This is a genomic window from Streptomyces glaucescens (assembly GCF_002154375.1).
Classification (GTDB): domain Bacteria; phylum Actinomycetota; class Actinomycetes; order Streptomycetales; family Streptomycetaceae; genus Streptomyces; species Streptomyces glaucescens.
This window is the reverse complement of the sequence record NZ_MUND01000204.1, coordinates 1-17,096: the sequence shown is the minus strand read 5'-3', so window position 1 is coordinate 17,096 and position 17,096 is coordinate 1. Positions and strand designations below refer to the sequence as shown.

Here is a 17,096-nt window from a genome sequence, read left to right as displayed (position 1 = left end):
AGGCGTCCGACGCCGCGCAGTTCGCCGCTGGCCAGCTTCCCTTCGACGCGGGAGCCGGCGGGCAGCTGGACGGTCACCTCGACCGATCCCGAGGGGCCGAGGATCCGGTTCTTCGCCTCCGGAGCCTCGATGCGCAGGACGCCGCCGTCGTAGGCGACCTGGATCTGTTCGGCGGCCTTGACGTCGCGGCCGCGGGAGGGGTCCGCGGGCAGGATCTCGACGGTGGTGTCGGCCCGGTCGGCGGCGATGAACCGGACGGCCCCGGCGGGGATGTCCAGGACGGCCGAGACCGGGGCGGGGGTGTCGAACCTCTGCATGGTGCGCTCCTTGTCCAGCATCGTGTGCTCCTTCGTCGTGGCGTCCGCCGCGGCGCCTGCCGTGACGTCTGCCGTGGTGTTTCCGACAAGAGAAACGCTACGTTGCGTTTAAAAATACGGCAACAGGTTCGTTGCGTAGCTGGACCAAAAATGCAGCTCAAGCACCTAAAATCATTGCAATGATTGTGAGCGGCAACGCAACGCAGCGCATCAAGTCGTTGCAACCATCTTGAGGTGAACGCTATGCTGGCGCTCCACGCACCCGCACGGACCCCCCAAGGAGACACCTCGATGCCGGGAGGCAGGCTCACCCAGCAGGAACGCCAGCAGATCGCGCTGGGACTGGCCGACGGCCTCCCCTATGCCGAGATCGCCCGGCGTCTGGACCGCCCGACGTCGACCATCACGCGCGAGGTGATGCGCAACGGCGGCCCCACCGCCTACCGCGCGGACCTCGCCCACCGTGCCACCGAACGCCGCGCCCAGCGCCGCAGGCAGACCGCGCCCAGGGGAGCGAAGGCGCCGCTCCAGGCCGACGGGCGGGACGCCGAGGCCGTGCGCGAGTACCAGGAGGCGTTCACCACCGTCTTCATGGCATCGGGCGCGCCCAAGATGATGTCCAGGGTGCTGGCCTGCCTCTACACCACCGACGAGGGCAGCCTCACCGCGGCCCAACTCGTCGAGCGCCTCGAGGTCAGCCCGGCCTCCGTCTCCAAGGCGATCGCGTTCCTCGAAGAGCAGGGCCTCGTCCGCCGGGAACGCGACGCACGCCGCCGTGAGCGCTACGTCGTCGACGACGACGTCTGGTACCAGTCGATGATGGCCAGCGCCCGCGGCACCGCCCAGGTCGCCGAGACCGCGCGGCAGGGCGTCGGCGTCCTCGGTCCCGGCACCCCTGCCGCCGTGCGGCTGGAGAACATCGCCCGCTTCCTGGACTTCGTCACCGAAAGCATCGCCCGCGCCGCGGAGCAGGCCCGCGACGTTCTCTACACGAAGCCCCAGACGCCCCCGGACGGCACCGCCGAGCCGGGCTCGGACGGCTGACGGACGGCCGGCGCGGGCCTTGTGGACCACGCCGCCGCCTGTCTGACGGGTACCCGCGAACCACCTGGCCGAAGAGCGCCCCTGCCGGTACGGTGATCATCCCGTGCGAGCCGCCGCCGTCTCCGCACTCCCGCCGGAGCCGAAAGCCGCAGCCGCCATGTCCTCCTCGATCGCCGTACCCGGCGCCCTCGCGCCCCGCCGTGCCTGGCTCACCGACCTGCCCGTGCTGCTGGTGGCCGTGGTCTGGGGCGCCAGCTATCTCGCCGCCAAGGACATCACCACCGCCGAGACCGTGCTCGCCGTCCTGGTGCTCCGGTTCGCGGTGGTGCTGCCGGTGCTGGTGGTCGCCGGCCGGCGCGCGCTGCGTGCCCTCACCCCGGCCCAGTGGCGCGGAGCCGCGCTGCTCGGGCTGATCCTCAGTGGGATCTTCCTGCTGGAGACGTACGGGGTCGTGCACACCTCGGCCACCAACGCGGGCCTCATCATCAGCCTCACCATGATCTTCACTCCGCTCGCCGAGTCCGCGGTGACCCGGACCCTGCCCTCGCGCGGCTTCCTCGCGGCGGCAGCCGTCTCGGTGCTCGGCGTCGTCCTGCTCACCCAGAGCGGCGGCTTCACCCGGCCCTCGCTCGGCGATCTGCTGATGCTGCTCGCCGCCCTCGCCCGGACCGTGCACGTGCTCGCCATGTCCCGGGTGAAGTCCGTCCAGGGGGCGCCCGCGCTGCCCCTGACCACCGTTCAGCTGGGCGCATCGGTCGTGGTGTTCGCGCTGCTGTCGGCCGGCGCCGGCACCACGCCGTGGGGCACCGCGGCGACGTTCGGCGCGCGGGAGTGGGCGGGGCTGCTGTTCCTGTCCGCGTTCTGCACGCTGTTCGCCTTCTTCGTGCAGATGTGGGCCGTGCGCCGCACCTCCCCGTCCCGGGTCAGCCTGCTGCTGGGCACCGAACCGCTCTGGGCCGCAGCGGCCGGGATCGCGCTCGGCGGGGAGCGGCTGGGGGCGGTCGGACTCGCGGGCGGCGCGCTGGTACTGGCGGGCACGGCGTGGGGACGCCGGGCGGCAGGTTAACTCCCCGCAAACGAACGGGACTTCACAGCGAATTCCCTCGGCTTGTCGTTGACATGCCATCCTCTACGCGCGTCATCATGGAGCCATGCGAGTCCCCCCACGCGCCTCCCGCATCGGCGCCGCAGCCACGCTCCTGTCCGCCCTCCTCGTCGGCGGCGCCGTCTCCGCCGCCCCCGCGGGTGCCGCCGCCCAGGCGGTCGGCACCATCTGCCACAGCGACCTGCCCGCCCAGGCGCACGACACCCTGGCACTGATCGAGCGGGGCGGCCCCTACCCGTATCCGCAGGACGGCACCGTCTTCCAGAACCGGGAAGGCATCCTGCCCGCCCAGCAGTCCGGCTACTACCACGAGTACACGGTGAAGACCCCCAACGTCTCCACGCGCGGTGCCCGGCGCATCGTCACCGGCGAGGAGTACCAGGAGGACTACTACACCGCCGACCACTACGCCTCGTTCGACCTCATCGATCACGGCTGCTGAGCCACCGTCGGCGACTTACGGACCGTCAGCGGGACTTGCGGCTCTCCGCCGCGGCGAACAGCGCGCACGCCAGCACCAGCAGCGTCACGCTCGCGAAGATCCCGTAGTCGTCCAGGAAGGCGATCCGTGACACGAGCCCGCCGTCCCAGTCGGTGAACTCCTGCGCGAGGCCCATCGCGCCCTGGACCAGGGCGATGAATCCGAGAAACTCCAGCACGTTCTTCATGTCCAGGACTCTCGCCCCGCGGACCCCCGCGCACATCGGCCGCGGGGCGAGACACCCGCGACGGAAGTCGCCGCAGCCCGCCGCCGGACCGCACCGGTCGTCGCGGGCCGGTACGACTTTGGTCGCGAACCCGAGCGACTTCCGTCCACTTCCGTCTACGACGACGCGCACCGCGCCGTGCACCGGCCCGCGCCCGCATAGATTTGCCGACCGTGAGGGACAACAGCACGGCACCGCAGGCGCCGGCGTTCCCGGGACGCCGATGGCTGTTCCCGTCCGCCGTCATCCATGAACTCGACGCCGACGGCACACCGCACGGACGGACCCGGCGGCCCCGGCGCACCGCACGGGACTGGGCCGTCGACTTCACCTGCTTCCTGCTCTCCGTCGCCCTCGGCATCGCGGGCGCCGACACCGTCGCCGGCGACGGCACCCTTCCCGAGGGCCTGATCGTCGCCGACCAGTTGCTCGGCGCCCTCGCCTGCGCCGCCGTGTGGCTGCGCCGCCGCTGGCCGGCCGGGCTCGCCGTCGCCCTGACCGCCCTCGGCCCGATCTCCGTCACCTCCGGCGGAGCGGGCCTGGTTGCCCTGTTCACCGTCGCCGTGCACCGGCCCTTCCGCTACGTCGCCTGGATCGGCGGCGGCGGCCTGGCGCTCATCCCGCTCGTGCTCTGGCTGCGCCCGGAGCCCGGCATGCCGTACCTGGCCGCCGTCGTGCTGACCGTGCTGCTCACCGTCTCCACCATCGGCTGGGGCATGTTCGTGCGCTCCAAGCGGCAGCTGATGCTGAGCCTGCGGGACCGCGCCCGGCGGGCCGAGACGGAGGCCCGGCTGCGGGCCGAGCAGGCCCAGCGGCTGGCCCGCGAGGCCATCGCCCGGGAGATGCACGACGTCCTCGCCCACCGGCTCACCCTGCTCAGCGTGCACGCCGGGGCGCTGGAGTTCCGGCCCGACGCCTCCCGCGAGGAGATCGCCCGCGCTGCCGGCGTGATCCGGGAGAGCGCCCACGAGGCACTGCAGGACCTGCGGGAGATCATCGGCGTACTGCGGGCGGGCGAGCCCGACGACGCGGGCCGCCCGCAGCCCACGCTCGCCGCCCTCGACACCCTCGCCGCCGAGTCCCGCGCGGCCGGCACGAAGGTCATCCTCGTCCAGCGCATCACCGACCCGGCCGCCGTCCCGGCCTCCGTCGGCCGCACCGCCTACCGCATCGCCCAGGAGGGACTGACCAACGCCCGCAAGCACGCCCCCGGCGCCGAGGTCACCGTCCAGGTCTCCGGCACCCACGGCGACGGCCTCACCGTGCTGGTGGCCAACCCCGCCCCCGACGGCGACGTCCCGCCCGTCCCCGGCTCCGGCCAGGGCCTCATCGGCCTCACCGAGCGGGCGACCCTGGCCGGGGGACGACTGGAGCACGGGCCGCGCGCGGACGGCGGGTTCGAGGTCCGGGCGTGGCTGCCGTGGGGCTGAGCACGCCACCCCGCCGAGGACCGCGTGCCCGCCCCAGGGCAGTCGTACCGGTGCGCCGGCCGACCATGATTTCGTAACCCCATGACTGCGATCCGACTGCTCCTCGTCGACGACGACCCCCTCGTGCGGGCCGGCCTGTCCTTCATGCTGGGCGGTGCCGGCGACATCGAGATCGTCGGCGAGGCCGCCGACGGCGACGAGGCCGAGACACTCGTCGCGCGGACCCGCCCGGACGTCGTGCTCATGGACATCCGGATGCCGGCCGTGGACGGACTCACCGCCACCGAGCGGCTGCGCGCCCGCGCCGACGCCCCGCAGATCGTGGTGCTCACCACCTTCCACGCCGACGAGCAGGTACTGCGCGCCCTGCGCGCGGGCGCCGCCGGGTTCGTCCTGAAGGACACCCCGCCCGCCGAGATCCTCGACGCCGTACGCAAGGTGGCGGCCGGCGACCCCGTGCTGTCGCCCGCCGTCACCCGGCAGCTGATGGCCCACGCGGCCGGCACCGCCGCCGACACCCGGCGCTCGCGGGCACGCGCGCGCATCACCGTCCTCGGCGAACGGGAGCGCGAGGTCGCCGTCGCGGTCGGCCGCGGACTGTCCAACGCCGAGATCGCGGCCCGGCTGTTCATGAGCGTGCCCACCGTGAAGACCCACGTCTCGCGCATCCTCGCCAAGCTGGACCTCAACAACCGCGTGCAGATCGCGCTGCTGGCCTACGACGCGGGACTCCTGGACGTGCCGGAGGAGGACCCGGCGGCCGGGCGGGGCGGGCACGGACCGCGGAACTGACAGCGGGCACCGACGCCGGCACCGGCAGCGGGCACTGACCGAGCCGCTCGTCCGTTGACCCGTCGACGGGGTGAGCGCGGTGACAGGAGGGGGCACGCATGGGGGACATCATCGACCTGGGCGACTACGGTGACGGGTTCCGCACCGACCCGCACCCGGTCTACGCCGCGCTGCGCGCCCGCGGGCCGGTGCACCGGGTGCGGCTGCCGTCGCCCGCCGACTACGAGAGCTGGCTGGTCGTCGGGTACGAGGAGGCGCGCGCGGCACTCGCCGATCCGAGACTGGCCAAGGACGGCAGCCGGATCGGCGTCATCCCGCTCGACGAGGAGCTGATCGGACCGTATCTGCTGGTCACCGACCCGCCCCGGCACACCCGGCTGCGCGCGCTCGTCACCCGCGCGTTCACCCCGCGCCGGGTGGAGCTGCTGCGGCCCCGCGTCCAGCGGATCACCGACGAACTCCTCGACGCGATGCTGCCGCTCGGCCGCGCCGACCTCGTGGAGTCGCTGGCCTATCCGCTGCCCATCACCGTCATCTGCGAACTGCTCGGCGTGCCCGAACTCGACCGCGCGGAGTTCCGCCGGCTGTCCACCGAGACCGTCGCCCCGACGAGCGCGGACAGCGGGCAGGACGCCATCACCCGGCTCGGCGCGTACCTGACCCAGCTGATCGAGGACAAGCGCCGCGCCGGGCCGGGCGACGACCTGCTCAGCGCGCTGATCGAGACCACCACCGAGGACGGCGACCGGCTCTCCCCGGAGGAACTGCGCGGCATGGCCTACCTGCTGCTCCTCGCCGGCCACGAGACCACGGTCAACCTCATCACCAACGGTGTGCATGCCCTGCTCACCCACCCCGGCCAACTCGCCGCCCTGCGCGCCGACATGACCCTGCTCGACAGCGCGGTGGAGGAGATGCTGCGCTACGAGGGCCCGGTGGAGAACGCCACCTTCCGGTACGCCGCCGAGCCACTGGAGATCGCCGGGACCCGGATCGAGGCGGGCGACCCGGTCCTGATCGGCCTCACCTCGGGCAATCGCGACGGCACCCGCTATCCCGACGCCGACCGCTTCGACATCCGCCGCGACCCGCGCGCCCACCTGGCCTTCGGCCACGGCATCCACTACTGCCTCGGCGCCCCGCTGGCCCGCCTGGAGGCCCGCGCGGCCATCGGCACCCTCCTGGACCGCGCCCCCGGCCTCACCCTCGACGGCCCACCCGGCGCGTGGCTGCCGGGCATGCTGATCCGGGGCATGCGAAGCCTGCCGGTGCGCTGGTGACCCCGCCGCCGTCGGATGCCCCGACGGCGGCCGGGCGCCCGGCTCGCCGGAGCCGTGGAGGCCGTGGGGGCCGGGACAGGCGGAACACGGCCCCCGCGCCGCCCGGTGCTCAGCGGAACACCGCCTCCGCCCCGCCCGGGATCTCCGCCAGGCGGACCGGCCGGCGTTCGCGGCGGGAGCGTTCGCAGGCCTCGGCGATGCGCAGGGCCTGCAACGCCTCCCGGCCGTCGCAGGGGTTGGCCCGCTCGCCCCGGACCACCTCCACGAACGCGGCCAGTTCCGTCTCGTACGCGGGTCCGAAGCGCTCCAGGAAGGTGGTCCACGGACGGGACGCGGCCGGCGGCCCGGCCGGCTCGGTGGACGCGATCGGCGTGCGGTCGTCCAGCCCGACCACGATCTGGTCCCGCTCCCCGGCCAGCTCCATGCGCACGTCGTAGCCCGCCCCGTTCAGCCGGGTGGCCGTGGCGGTGACGAGCGTGCCGTCGTCCAGGGTGAGCAGCGCCGCGCCGGTGTCGACGTCCTGCGCCGCCCGGAACATCGGGGGCCCGGCGTCGGACCCGGTGGCGTACACCTCCACCACCTCGCGGCCGGTCACCCAGCGGGCGATGTCGAAGTCGTGGATCAGGGTGTCCCGGAACAGCCCGCCGGACAGCGGCAGATGGGCGGCGGGCGGCGGCGCCGGGTCCGAGGTCATCGCCCGTACGGTGTGCAGGCGTCCGAGCCGCCCGGAGCGCACCGCCTCGCGGGCGCCGGTGTATCCCACGTCGAAGCGGCGCTGGAAGCCCATCTGGAGGACCGTCCCGGCGGCCTCCACCTCGGCGAGCGCGCTGAGGGTGCCGGGCAGGTCGATCGCGATCGGCTTCTCGCAGAAGACGGGCAGTCCGGAGCGCGCGGCCCGGCCGATCAGATCGGCGTGGGCCGAGGTCGTCGTGGTGATGACCACCGCGTCCACGCCCCACCGGAAGATCTCGTCCACCCCGGGCGCCGCCGTCTCGCCGAGCCGGTGGGCCAGCTCCTGTGCCCGCGCGGGGTCCGCGTCCGTCAGGATCAGGGAGCCGACGTCCCGGTGACGGCTGAGCGTGTTGGCATGGATGGTGCCGATCCGGCCCGTACCGATGACCCCGATGCGCATGGAATCACGGTGGGGGCGGACCCGGCCCACTGTCAATCCGAATGTCCGGACAATCGGACTACACAACTTCCCGTCAACCAGTCGTGAAAGCTACGCTCGGCCCGTGCCGAAACCAGATGCCGACCCGACCGTCCAGCTCGACCTCAGTGTGGACCGGAGTTCCCCGGTGCCCCTGTACTTCCAGCTGTCCCAGCAGCTGGAGGCCGCGATCGAGCAGGGAGTGCTCACTCCGGGCAGCCTGCTGGGCAACGAGATCGAGCTGGCCGCCCGGCTCGGCCTGTCCCGGCCCACCGTCCGCCAGGCCATCCAGTCCCTGGTCGACAAGGGCCTGCTGGTGCGCCGCCGCGGGGTCGGCACCCAGGTCGTGCACAGCCAGGTCAAGCGCCCGCTGGAACTGAGCAGCCTCTACGACGACCTCGAGGCGGCCGGCCAGCGCCCCGCCACGAAGGTGCTGGTCAACACCGTCGTCCCGGCGTCCGCCGAGGTCGCGGCGGCACTCGGGGTGACCGAGGACGGCGACGTGCACCGCGTGGAGCGGCTGCGGCTCGCGCACGGCGAGCCGATGGCGTACCTGTGCAACTATCTGCCGCCCGGACTGCTCGACCTGGACACCGGGCAGCTGGAGACCACCGGCCTGTACCGGCTCATGCGGTCCGCGGGGATCACCCTGCACAGCGCCCGGCAGTCCATCGGCGCCCGTGCCGCGACCGCCGCCGAGGCCGAGCGGCTCGGCGAGACCGAGGGCGCCCCGCTGCTCACCATGCAGCGCACCACCTTCGACGACACCGGCCGCGCCGTCGAGTACGGCACCCACACCTACCGCCCGAGCCGTTATTCCTTCGAGTTCCAGCTCCTCGTACGGCCCTGAGACGCGCCGCCGCGGATGTGCCCGGTTCGTCGCAATGTCCGGACAAGGCGACCGACTCGCGCTCCCCGGTCGCCGGCGGCACGAGCCCCGTGTTCGATACTGGGGCGTTTGGGGCCGCCGAGACGACGGGCCCCGGCGTACCGGAGAACACAGCAAGAAGGGCACGGCCTCGTGGCACGGTTTCGGACCTGGGTAGGCATCGCGGTGGCAGGGGCACTGACACTGTCCCTCGCGGGGTGCAGCAGCACCGGCGGCAAACGCGCCGAGGACGCCCGCAAGGCCGCGGCCGCCCGGGGCGGGGCGGCGGTGACCACACCCCGCTGGACCTTCGCGATGATCACCCACTCGGGGGACGGCGACACCTTCTGGGACATCGTCCAGAGCGGCGCCGAGGAGGCCGCCGCCAAGGACAACATCAACTTCCTGTACTCCCACGACGACGAGGCCCAGCAGCAGGCCCAGCTGGTCGACGCGGCCGTCGACAAGAAGGTCGACGGCATCATCGTCACCCTCGCCAAGCCCGACGCGATGAAGGCCGCCGTCGCCCGCGCGGTCAAGGCGGGCATCCCGGTGGTGACCGTGAACTCCGGCTCCGCGGAGTCCGAGGAGTTCGGCGCGCTCACCCACATCGGCCAGGACGAGACCATCGCCGGGCAGGCGGTCGGCGAGGAGCTGAACGCGCGCGGCAGGAAGAAGGCGCTCTGCATCCTGCACGAGCAGGGCAACGTCGGCCACGAGCAGCGCTGCGCCGGCGTGAAGGAGACCTTCGACGGCACGGTGCAGAACCTCTACGTCACCGGCACGAGCATGCCGGACGTGCAGTCCGCCATCGAGGCCAAGCTCCAGGCCGACACGTCCGTCGACGCCGTCGTCACCCTCGGCGCGCCGTACGCCGACACCGCCGTGAAGGCCAAGCAGGGCGCCGGCAGCGACGCCGAGATCGACACCTTCGACCTCAACGCCAAGGTCGCCGCCGGCCTGAAGGACGGCACCCTCGGCTTCGCCGTCGACCAGCAGCCCTTCCTCCAGGGCTACGAGGCGATCGACCTGCTGTGGCTGTACAAGTACAACGCCGACGTCCTCGGCGGCGGCAAGCCCGTGCTCACCGGCCCGCAGATCATCACCAAGGACCAGGCCGCCGCCCTGGAGGAGTACACGAAGCGGGGCACCCGATGAGCGCGACCGCCACCACCGACGAGCGCCTGCTGCGCACCTCCCCGCTGCGCAGACTCCTCGGCCGCCCCGAGCTTGGCTCGGTCGTCGGCGCCCTCGCCGTCTTCGTCTTCTTCGCGTTCGCCGCCGACAGCTTCCTGCGCGCCGCCAGCCTGAGCACCGTGCTGTACGCGTCGTCCACCATCGGCATCATGGCCGTCCCGGTCGCGCTGCTGATGATCGGCGGCGAGTTCGACCTGTCCGCCGGTGTCCTGGTGACGTCGTCCGCGCTGATCTCGTCGATGTTCAGCTACCAGATGACCGCCAACGTCTGGGTCGGCGTCGGCGTCTCCCTGCTGGCCACGCTCGCCATCGGCGCCTTCAACGGCTTCATGCTCAGCCGCACCAGGCTGCCCAGCTTCATCATCACGCTCGGCACCTTCCTGATGCTGACCGGCATGAACCTCGGCTTCACCAAGCTGATCTCCGGCACCGTCTCCACCAAGACCATCGCCGACATGGAGGGCTTCCCCAGCGCCCGCGACGTCTTCGCCTCCACCCTCACCGTCGGCGGCATCGACTTCAAGATCACCATCCTGTGGTGGTTCGCGCTGGTCGCGGTGGCCTCCTGGATCCTGCTGCGCACCCGTGCCGGCAACTGGATCTTCGCGGTCGGCGGCAACAAGGACGCCGCCCGCGCGGTCGGCGTCCCCGTGACGGCCACCAAGATCGGCCTCTACATGGGCGTGGCCTTCGGCGCCTGGATCGCCGGCCAGCACCTGCTCTTCAGCTACGACGTCGTCCAGTCCGGCGAGGGCGTCGGCAACGAGCTGATCTACATCATCGCCGCCGTCATCGGCGGCTGCCTGATCACCGGCGGCTACGGCAGCGCGGTCGGCTCGGCGGTCGGCGCGTTCATCTTCGGCATGACCAGCAAGGGCATCGTCTTCGCCGAGTGGAACCCCGACTGGTTCAAGTTCTTCCTCGGAGCGATGCTGCTCCTCGCGACCCTGCTCAACGCGTGGGTCCGCAAGCGCGCGGAGGCCACCAAGTGACGACCGACACCGCGACCCGCACGGCGCTCGTCGAGCTGACCGACGTCGGCAAGCGCTACGGCAACGTCCGCGCCCTCGAAGGCGTCTCCCTGAAAGTCCACGCGGGCGAGATCACCTGCGTCCTGGGCGACAACGGCGCCGGCAAGTCCACCCTCATCAAGATCATCGCGGGCCTGCACCAGCACGACGGGGGAACGCTGCGCATCGAGGGCGAGGAGACCCGCCTGTCCTCCCCGCGCGAGGCCCTGGACCGCGGCATCGCCACCGTCTACCAGGACCTGGCCGTCGTCCCCCTCATGCCGGTGTGGCGCAACTTCTTCCTCGGCTCGGAACCGAGGAAGGGCGTGGGCCCCTTCAAGCGCATGGACGTCGACTTCATGCGGAAGACCGCCCACGCCGAACTCCTCCGCATGGGCATCGACCTCCGCGACGTCGACCAGCCCATCGGCACCCTCTCCGGCGGCGAGCGCCAGTGCGTCGCGATCGCGCGGGCGGTGTACTTCGGCGCGAAGGTCCTGATCCTGGACGAGCCGACGGCCGCGCTCGGCGTGAAGCAGTCCGGCGTCGTCCTGAAGTATGTGGCGGCGGCCCGCGACGAGGGCCTGGGCGTTGTCTTCATCACCCACAACCCGCACCACGCGTACCTGGTCGGGGACAGGTTCGTCCTGCTCCGGCGGGGCACCATGGCCGGCAACCACGCCCGGGACGAGACCACCCTGGACGAGCTGACGGAGCAGATGGCAGGCGGAACCGACCTGGCAGATCTGCGCCGGGAACTGAACCGTCCGTGAGGGGCGCGGGGAACCGCGCGAACGGCCACGACGGTGCCGCACTCGGCAGACGACCGGAACCGCCCCGTTCCGCACCCCGCACCCCCGTGAGGCAGAATCGGCGACGATGAGCACCTACGGCACCTTCAGCGCCCCCATCGGCTCCCGGCGTGCCCCCGCCCTCAGAACGATCGGCACCCGGGAACGCCGCTCGCACCTGACCGCACCGCGCGTGCCCACGGTCGGCATCGACATCGGCGGCACCAAGGTGATGGCGGGCGTCGTCGACGCCGACGGCAACATCCTGGAGAAGCTGCGCACGGAGACCCCGGACAAGTCCAAGAGCCCCAAGGTCGTCGAGGACACCATCGTCGAACTGGTGCTGGACCTGTCCGACCGGCACGACGTGCACGCCGTCGGCATCGGCGCGGCCGGCTGGGTCGACGCCGACCGCAACCGGGTGCTCTTCGCCCCCCACCTGTCGTGGCGCAACGAACCCCTGCGCGACCGCATCGCCGACCGGCTCGCCGTCCCCGTGCTCGTCGACAACGACGCCAACACCGCCGCCTGGGCGGAGTGGCGGTTCGGCGCGGGCCGCGGCGAGGACCACCTGGTCATGATCACCCTCGGTACCGGCATCGGCGGCGCGATCCTGGAGGACGGCCAGGTCAAGCGGGGCAAGTTCGGGGTGGCCGGCGAGTTCGGCCATATGCAGGTGGTGCCCGGCGGCCACCGCTGCCCGTGCGGCAACCGGGGCTGCTGGGAGCAGTACAGCTCCGGGAACGCGCTGGTCCGCGAGGCCCGGGAGCTGGCCGCCGCCGACTCCCCGGTGGCGTACGGGATCATCGAGCACGTCAAGGGGCAGATCGGCGACATCACCGGCCCGATGATCACCGAGCTGGCCCGCGACGGTGACGCGATGTGCATCGAGCTGCTCCAGGACATCGGCCAGTGGCTCGGTGTCGGCATCGCCAACCTGGCCGCCGCCCTGGACCCGTCCTGCTTCGTCATCGGCGGCGGTGTCTCGGCCGCCGACGACCTGCTGATCGGGCCCGCGCGGGACGCCTTCAAACGGCACCTGACCGGCCGCGGCTACCGCCCCGAGGCACGCATCGTCCGTGCCCAGCTCGGCCCCGAGGCCGGCATGGTCGGCGCCGCCGACCTCGCCCGGCTGGTCGCCCGCCGCTTCCGCCGCGCCAAGCGCCGCCGCGTGGAGCGGTACGAGCGCTACGAGCGGTACACGCAGACCCGCCGCGCCGAGGGGGCACCGTGACGACGGGCATGCTGCCGCACCAGGCCGGCCCGCCGGACGAGCCGCGGCGCCCCGTCGAGGACCGCCGCCACATGATCCGCCGCCGCGCGCTGACCCTGCTGATCATCGTGCTGCTCATCGGTATCCCGGCCGGCTATCTGGTGATCTCCGCCAACCAGAGCCGCGACAGCGGCAAGGACAAGGAGAAGAAGTACTCCGCGACCGGCCTCACCCAGGGCTGGCCGTCGAAGGTGCAGCGCCGCCTCTACCAGGTGCCGGTGCCGCACCCCGCGAACCAGGTCGCCTGGTACGAGACCAACAACTGGAAGACCAGCCGGCTCTACGTCCAGTTCCGCACCACGCACGACGGCCTGGACGCCTTCCTCGCGGACATGGGCCTCGACCGGCACGACCTGGTCAAGGACGAGCTGCCCATCGGCGCGCGCGACCGCGAGGTCACCGGCTGGAAGTTCGCCGGGCCCGGCGCCCGGTCCGGCCCGAACTACGGGGCCGTGCGCGAGCAGAAGAACCCCAGGCCGACGCAGAACATGGTCGTGAACTTCGGCGATCCGGCGTACCCGATGGTGTACGTCGTCTCCCGCACGGTCCCCTGACCGCACCGGCCCCGCACGGTCGCCGGGGCCGATTGTCAGACCCGGCCCGTAGAGTCGGAGACGACTGATCGGACGAGCGGGCGGGGAGGTGACCGGACGTATGCGCGACACGGCGACGGCCGAGCACACGGCCCCGCGCGTCCCCGCGGCCCTCGCGGCCGTCTTCCTCCCCGCACCCCTTCCGCGCGACGGCCGGATCGCCTTCTGGGACCCCGACGGCGGCGCCCCCGCGGACCTGCCCGAAGCCGAGCCCACCGAGCTGACCGTCGTACGCCGCCACGGCTCCGGAGCACGCCGCAGGCCGGCCCCCGCGCTGAGCATGCCCCTCGACCGGGCCCTGCCGCTGCTCGTGCGGGCCCGGCACGACCCCGCCGCCCATCCCGCCACCGCCTGCTGGGGAGCGGCCGCCCTGCACGCCCTGCGGCTCGCCGCCCGCGGCCGCCTCCTCCCCGGCCTGACCCCCACCGGGCACGACGCCTGGCGGGCCGGCCCGCTCGACCCCGACGACCTCGCCCACCTGCGTGCCATCGCCGCCGCCCTGCCGCCCGAGGGCCACGCGGTGCCGCTGCCCGGCGGCGGCCCGCTCCGGCTGCCCGAGCCGGAAGCCCTGATGCGCTCCTTCCTGGACGCCGTCGCGGACACCCTGCCCCGCACCCCCGCCGCACCCCACGCCTGCGGACGCCCCTTCGCCGACCGCCGCCCGCAGCGACTGCCCGACGCCCACGAGTGGGCCGCCGAGGTCGCCGCCGGCATGGACGCGGGCGTGCGCATCTCCCTGCGCCTGGACCTCGCGGCCTACGACCTGTTCGACACCGGCCAGGAGAGCGCGGACGGCGAGCGGCTGCGCCGCGCGGGCGCCGCGATCGTCCAGGTGCACAGCCTCGCCGACCCCACCCTCGTCACCGACGCGGCGGCCCTGTGGGCGGGCGAGGCGGACGCCGAGTTCGGACCCCGCGCGCGCGTGGACGCCGCCCTCGCCGTCCGCCGCGCGGCCCGCGTCTGGCCCCCGCTGGACCGGCTCGCCGACCAGGACGTACCCGACGTCCTCGCGCTCTCCGAGGAGGAGCTGGGCGATCTGCTGGGCGTCGCCGCCACCCGGCTCGCCGCCGCCGGAGTCGCCGTCCACTGGCCGCGCGACCTCGCCCGCGACCTCACCGCCGCCGCCGTGGTCCGCCCCGCGCCGGGCTCCGCGACCGACGGCACCGGATTCTTCGAGAGCGAGGAACTGCTCCAGTTCCGCTGGCAGCTCGCGCTCGGCGGCGACCCGCTCAGCGAGGCGGAGATGGACACCCTCGCCGAAGCCCACCGGCCCGTCGTGCGGCTGCGCGACCAGTGGGTCCTCGTCGACCCGGCCCTCGTCCGCAAGGCCCGCAAGCGCGAACTCGGGCTGCTCGACCCGGTCGACGCGCTCTCCGTCGCCCTCACGGGCAGCGCCGAGGTCGACGGCGAGACCGTCGAGGCCGTGCCGGCCGGCGCGCTCGCCGCCCTGCGCGACCGCCTCACCGCCGGGATCCGCCCCGCGGAACCTCCCGCCGGGCTGCGCGCCACGCTCCGCGACTACCAGCTGCGCGGCCTCGCCTGGCTCGACCTCATGACCTCCCTCGGCCTCGGCGGCTGCCTCGCCGACGACATGGGCCTCGGCAAGACCATCACCGTCATCGCCCTCCACCTGAAACGGGCCCGCCCCGAACCGACCCTCGTGGTCTGCCCCGCCTCCCTCCTCGGCAACTGGCAGCGGGAGATCGAACGGTTCGCCCCTGGCGTCCCCGTCCGCCGCTACCACGGCACCGGCCGCACCCTCGACGACCTCGACGGCGGATTCGTCCTCACCACCTACGGCACCATGCGCTCGGCCGCCCCGGTCCTCGCCGAGCAGCAGTGGGGCATGGTCGTCGCCGACGAGGCCCAGCACGTCAAGAACCCGTACTCGGCCACCGCCAAGGCCCTGCGCACCATCCCCACCCCCGCTCGCGTGGCCCTCACCGGCACGCCCGTCGAGAACAACCTCTCCGAACTGTGGGCCCTGCTCGACTGGACGACACCCGGACTGCTCGGCCCCCTGAAGTCCTTCCGCGCCCGGCACGCCCGCGCGGTGGAGAACGGCGAGGACGAGGAGGCGGTGACCCGCCTCGCCCGCCTCATCCGCCCCTTCCTGCTGCGCCGCAAGAAGTCCGACCCCGGCATCGTCCCCGAGCTGCCGCCCAAGACGGAGACCGACCACCCCGTCCCCCTCACCCGCGAACAGGCCGCGCTCTACGAGGCGGTGGTGCGCGAATCGCTGCTCGCCATCGAGACGGCCGAGGGCATGGCGCGCCGGGGCCTGGTCCTGAAGCTGCTGACCTCCCTCAAACAGATCTGCGACCACCCGGCGCTCTACCTCAAGGAAGACCCCGCACAGCGCGGCGTCGACCGGCTCGCCGCCCGCTCCGGCAAACTCGCCCTGCTGGACGAGCTGCTGGACACCCTCCTCGCCGAGGACGGCTCGGCGCTGGTCTTCACCCAGTACGTGGGCATGGCCCGCCTCATCACCGCCCACCTGGCCGCCCGCGCGGTCCCCGTCGACCTGCTGCACGGCGGGACACCGGTGCCCGAGCGCGAGCGGATGGTCGACCGCTTCCAGAGCGGGGCCACCCCGGTCCTCGTCCTCTCCCTCAAGGCGGCCGGCACCGGCCTGAACCTCACCCGCGCGGGCCACGTCGTCCACTTCGACCGCTGGTGGAACCCGGCCGTCGAGGAACAGGCCACCGACCGCGCGTACCGCATCGGCCAGACCCAGCCGGTCCAGGTCCACCGCCTCGTCACCGAGGGCACGGTGGAGGACCGCATCGCCGAGATGCTGGCCGCCAAGCGGGCCCTGGCCGACGCGATCCTCGGCTCCGGCGAGGCGGCCCTCACCGAACTGACGGACCGTGAACTGTCCGATCTGGTCTCGCTCAGGAGGACGTCATGAGCGGAGTGCGACCACGGCGGGACACCGACGGCACGGACGCCGAAGGGGCGGTTCCCGCAGGGGCGGGCTCGGAGGAGACCGGGTCCCAGGGGGAGCACCCCGAGGAGGCGCCGCTCGCCGGTTCGGCGGCTGCGGCCCGCCGGGCGCTGTGGGCCGCGCGTGCGGGGCGCGGAGCGGCGGACGACGAGTCGACGCCGGACGCTGTCGCGGACGACGGGACGCCGCCCGCGCGGACTGCCGACTCCGGGACGGCGCAGGGCGCGTCCGGCGAGCCCGGTGACACCGGAGAGACCCGCGAGGGCCACAGCGGCCGCGAGAACGGCGACGACGACGAGGACGGCGCGGACGGAGAAGGCAGCGGGGTCCGGAGCACCTCGGGAAGGCGCGAGGGGCGCGGACACCGGCCCGGCGATGCCGCCCGCGCGGCCCTCCGCCGGGCGGTGGCGGCCCGTCGGGGAGCGGGGCGGAGCGCGGCCGAGGAGGCGGGGGAGAGCGAGACCGAGGAGGCGGCGGAGGCCGACGCGCCGCCGGGCCCGGACGCCGGTGTGACCCCGGCGCCGTCCTCCCCGGGCGAGGGCACCGCCGGCACCCCCGCCGGTGCGGACCGGGCGGGGGTGCCGGCGGTGCC

At 73.3% G+C, this 17,096-nt stretch carries 15 protein-coding genes and 2 pseudogenes; 14 read left to right on the top strand and 3 right to left on the bottom strand.

Annotation, left to right across the window (positions count from 1 at the left end):
• Positions 1-317: pseudogene (locus CCN42_RS15350) on the bottom strand (DUF4097 family beta strand repeat-containing protein); the annotation flags it as partial.
• Between the two features lie 291 nt (positions 318-608).
• On the opposite strand from CCN42_RS15350, the gene CCN42_RS15345 reads away from it, so the two are divergent.
• The 3 genes from CCN42_RS15345 to CCN42_RS15335 all read left to right on the top strand — a co-directional run bounded on the left by CCN42_RS15345 (position 609) and on the right by CCN42_RS15335 (position 2,908).
• A complete protein-coding gene (locus CCN42_RS15345; protein ID WP_086736206.1) occupies positions 609-1,361 on the top strand; it encodes a GbsR/MarR family transcriptional regulator in 753 nt (250 codons plus the stop codon).
• A gap of 157 nt (positions 1,362-1,518) precedes the next feature.
• Positions 1,519-2,427 (top strand): DMT family transporter, encoded by a 909-nt coding sequence (locus CCN42_RS15340; protein WP_086736205.1) that lies wholly within the window; start codon positions 1,519-1,521, stop codon positions 2,425-2,427.
• Between the two features lie 85 nt (positions 2,428-2,512).
• Positions 2,513-2,908 (top strand): guanyl-specific ribonuclease, encoded by a 396-nt coding sequence (locus tag CCN42_RS15335; protein WP_086736203.1) that lies wholly within the window; start codon positions 2,513-2,515, stop codon positions 2,906-2,908.
• A gap of 25 nt (positions 2,909-2,933) precedes the next feature.
• On the opposite strand, the gene CCN42_RS15330 is transcribed toward CCN42_RS15335, so the two are convergent.
• Positions 2,934-3,134 carry a hypothetical protein gene (locus tag CCN42_RS15330; RefSeq protein WP_086736201.1) on the bottom strand — a complete coding sequence of 67 codons (201 nt, stop codon included), beginning with the start codon at positions 3,132-3,134 and terminating at the stop codon, positions 2,934-2,936.
• Between the two features lie 212 nt (positions 3,135-3,346).
• Here CCN42_RS15330 and CCN42_RS15325 point away from each other — a divergent pair, with 212 nt between their 5' ends.
• The 3 genes from CCN42_RS15325 (at position 3,347) to CCN42_RS15315 (ending at position 6,675) form a co-directional block, all read left to right on the top strand.
• Positions 3,347-4,603, top strand: a complete 1,257-nt coding sequence (locus CCN42_RS15325) for a sensor histidine kinase (protein ID WP_386578840.1) — start codon at positions 3,347-3,349, stop codon at positions 4,601-4,603.
• Positions 4,604-4,684: 81 nt separating this feature from the next.
• Positions 4,685-5,395: a response regulator gene (locus CCN42_RS15320; protein WP_086736198.1), complete on the top strand. Its 711-nt coding sequence runs from the start codon at positions 4,685-4,687 to the stop codon at positions 5,393-5,395.
• A gap of 98 nt (positions 5,396-5,493) precedes the next feature.
• On the top strand, positions 5,494-6,675 hold the full coding sequence (locus CCN42_RS15315; RefSeq protein ID WP_086736196.1) for a cytochrome P450 family protein: 1,182 nt from the start codon (positions 5,494-5,496) through the stop codon (positions 6,673-6,675).
• 109 nt (positions 6,676-6,784) lie between these two features.
• On the opposite strand, the gene CCN42_RS15310 is transcribed toward CCN42_RS15315, so the two are convergent.
• Complete coding sequence (locus tag CCN42_RS15310; RefSeq protein WP_086736194.1) at positions 6,785-7,807, bottom strand: Gfo/Idh/MocA family protein; 1,023 nt, start codon at positions 7,805-7,807, stop codon at positions 6,785-6,787.
• 103 nt (positions 7,808-7,910) lie between these two features.
• Here CCN42_RS15310 and CCN42_RS15305 point away from each other — a divergent pair, with 103 nt between their 5' ends.
• The 8 genes and pseudogenes from CCN42_RS15305 to CCN42_RS15270 form a co-directional block, all read left to right on the top strand.
• Complete coding sequence (locus CCN42_RS15305; protein WP_086736192.1) at positions 7,911-8,675, top strand: GntR family transcriptional regulator; 765 nt, start codon at positions 7,911-7,913, stop codon at positions 8,673-8,675.
• Positions 8,676-8,846: 171 nt separating this feature from the next.
• Positions 8,847-9,851 (top strand): sugar ABC transporter substrate-binding protein, encoded by a 1,005-nt coding sequence (locus CCN42_RS15300; RefSeq protein ID WP_086172870.1) that lies wholly within the window; start codon positions 8,847-8,849, stop codon positions 9,849-9,851.
• Positions 9,848-10,882 carry an ABC transporter permease gene (locus tag CCN42_RS15295; RefSeq protein WP_086736190.1) on the top strand — a complete coding sequence of 345 codons (1,035 nt, stop codon included), beginning with the start codon at positions 9,848-9,850 and terminating at the stop codon, positions 10,880-10,882. The genes CCN42_RS15300 and CCN42_RS15295 overlap by 4 nt, the downstream gene beginning before the upstream one ends.
• Positions 10,849-11,673, top strand: a complete 825-nt coding sequence (locus CCN42_RS15290; RefSeq protein ID WP_169731458.1) for an ATP-binding cassette domain-containing protein — start codon at positions 10,849-10,851, stop codon at positions 11,671-11,673. The genes CCN42_RS15295 and CCN42_RS15290 overlap by 34 nt, the downstream gene beginning before the upstream one ends.
• Positions 11,674-11,779: 106 nt before the next feature.
• Positions 11,780-12,925: an ROK family glucokinase gene (locus CCN42_RS15285; RefSeq protein WP_086736186.1), complete on the top strand. Its 1,146-nt coding sequence runs from the start codon at positions 11,780-11,782 to the stop codon at positions 12,923-12,925.
• Between the two features lie 8 nt (positions 12,926-12,933).
• On the top strand, positions 12,934-13,518 hold the full coding sequence (locus CCN42_RS15280; RefSeq protein WP_086736208.1) for a sugar kinase: 585 nt from the start codon (positions 12,934-12,936) through the stop codon (positions 13,516-13,518).
• Positions 13,519-13,618: 100 nt separating this feature from the next.
• A complete protein-coding gene (locus CCN42_RS15275) occupies positions 13,619-16,468 on the top strand; it encodes a DEAD/DEAH box helicase (protein ID WP_086736183.1) in 2,850 nt (949 codons plus the stop codon).
• Positions 16,465-17,096, top strand: a pseudogene (locus CCN42_RS15270) (hypothetical protein); the annotation flags it as partial. The gene CCN42_RS15275 and the pseudogene CCN42_RS15270, both read left to right, overlap by 4 nt.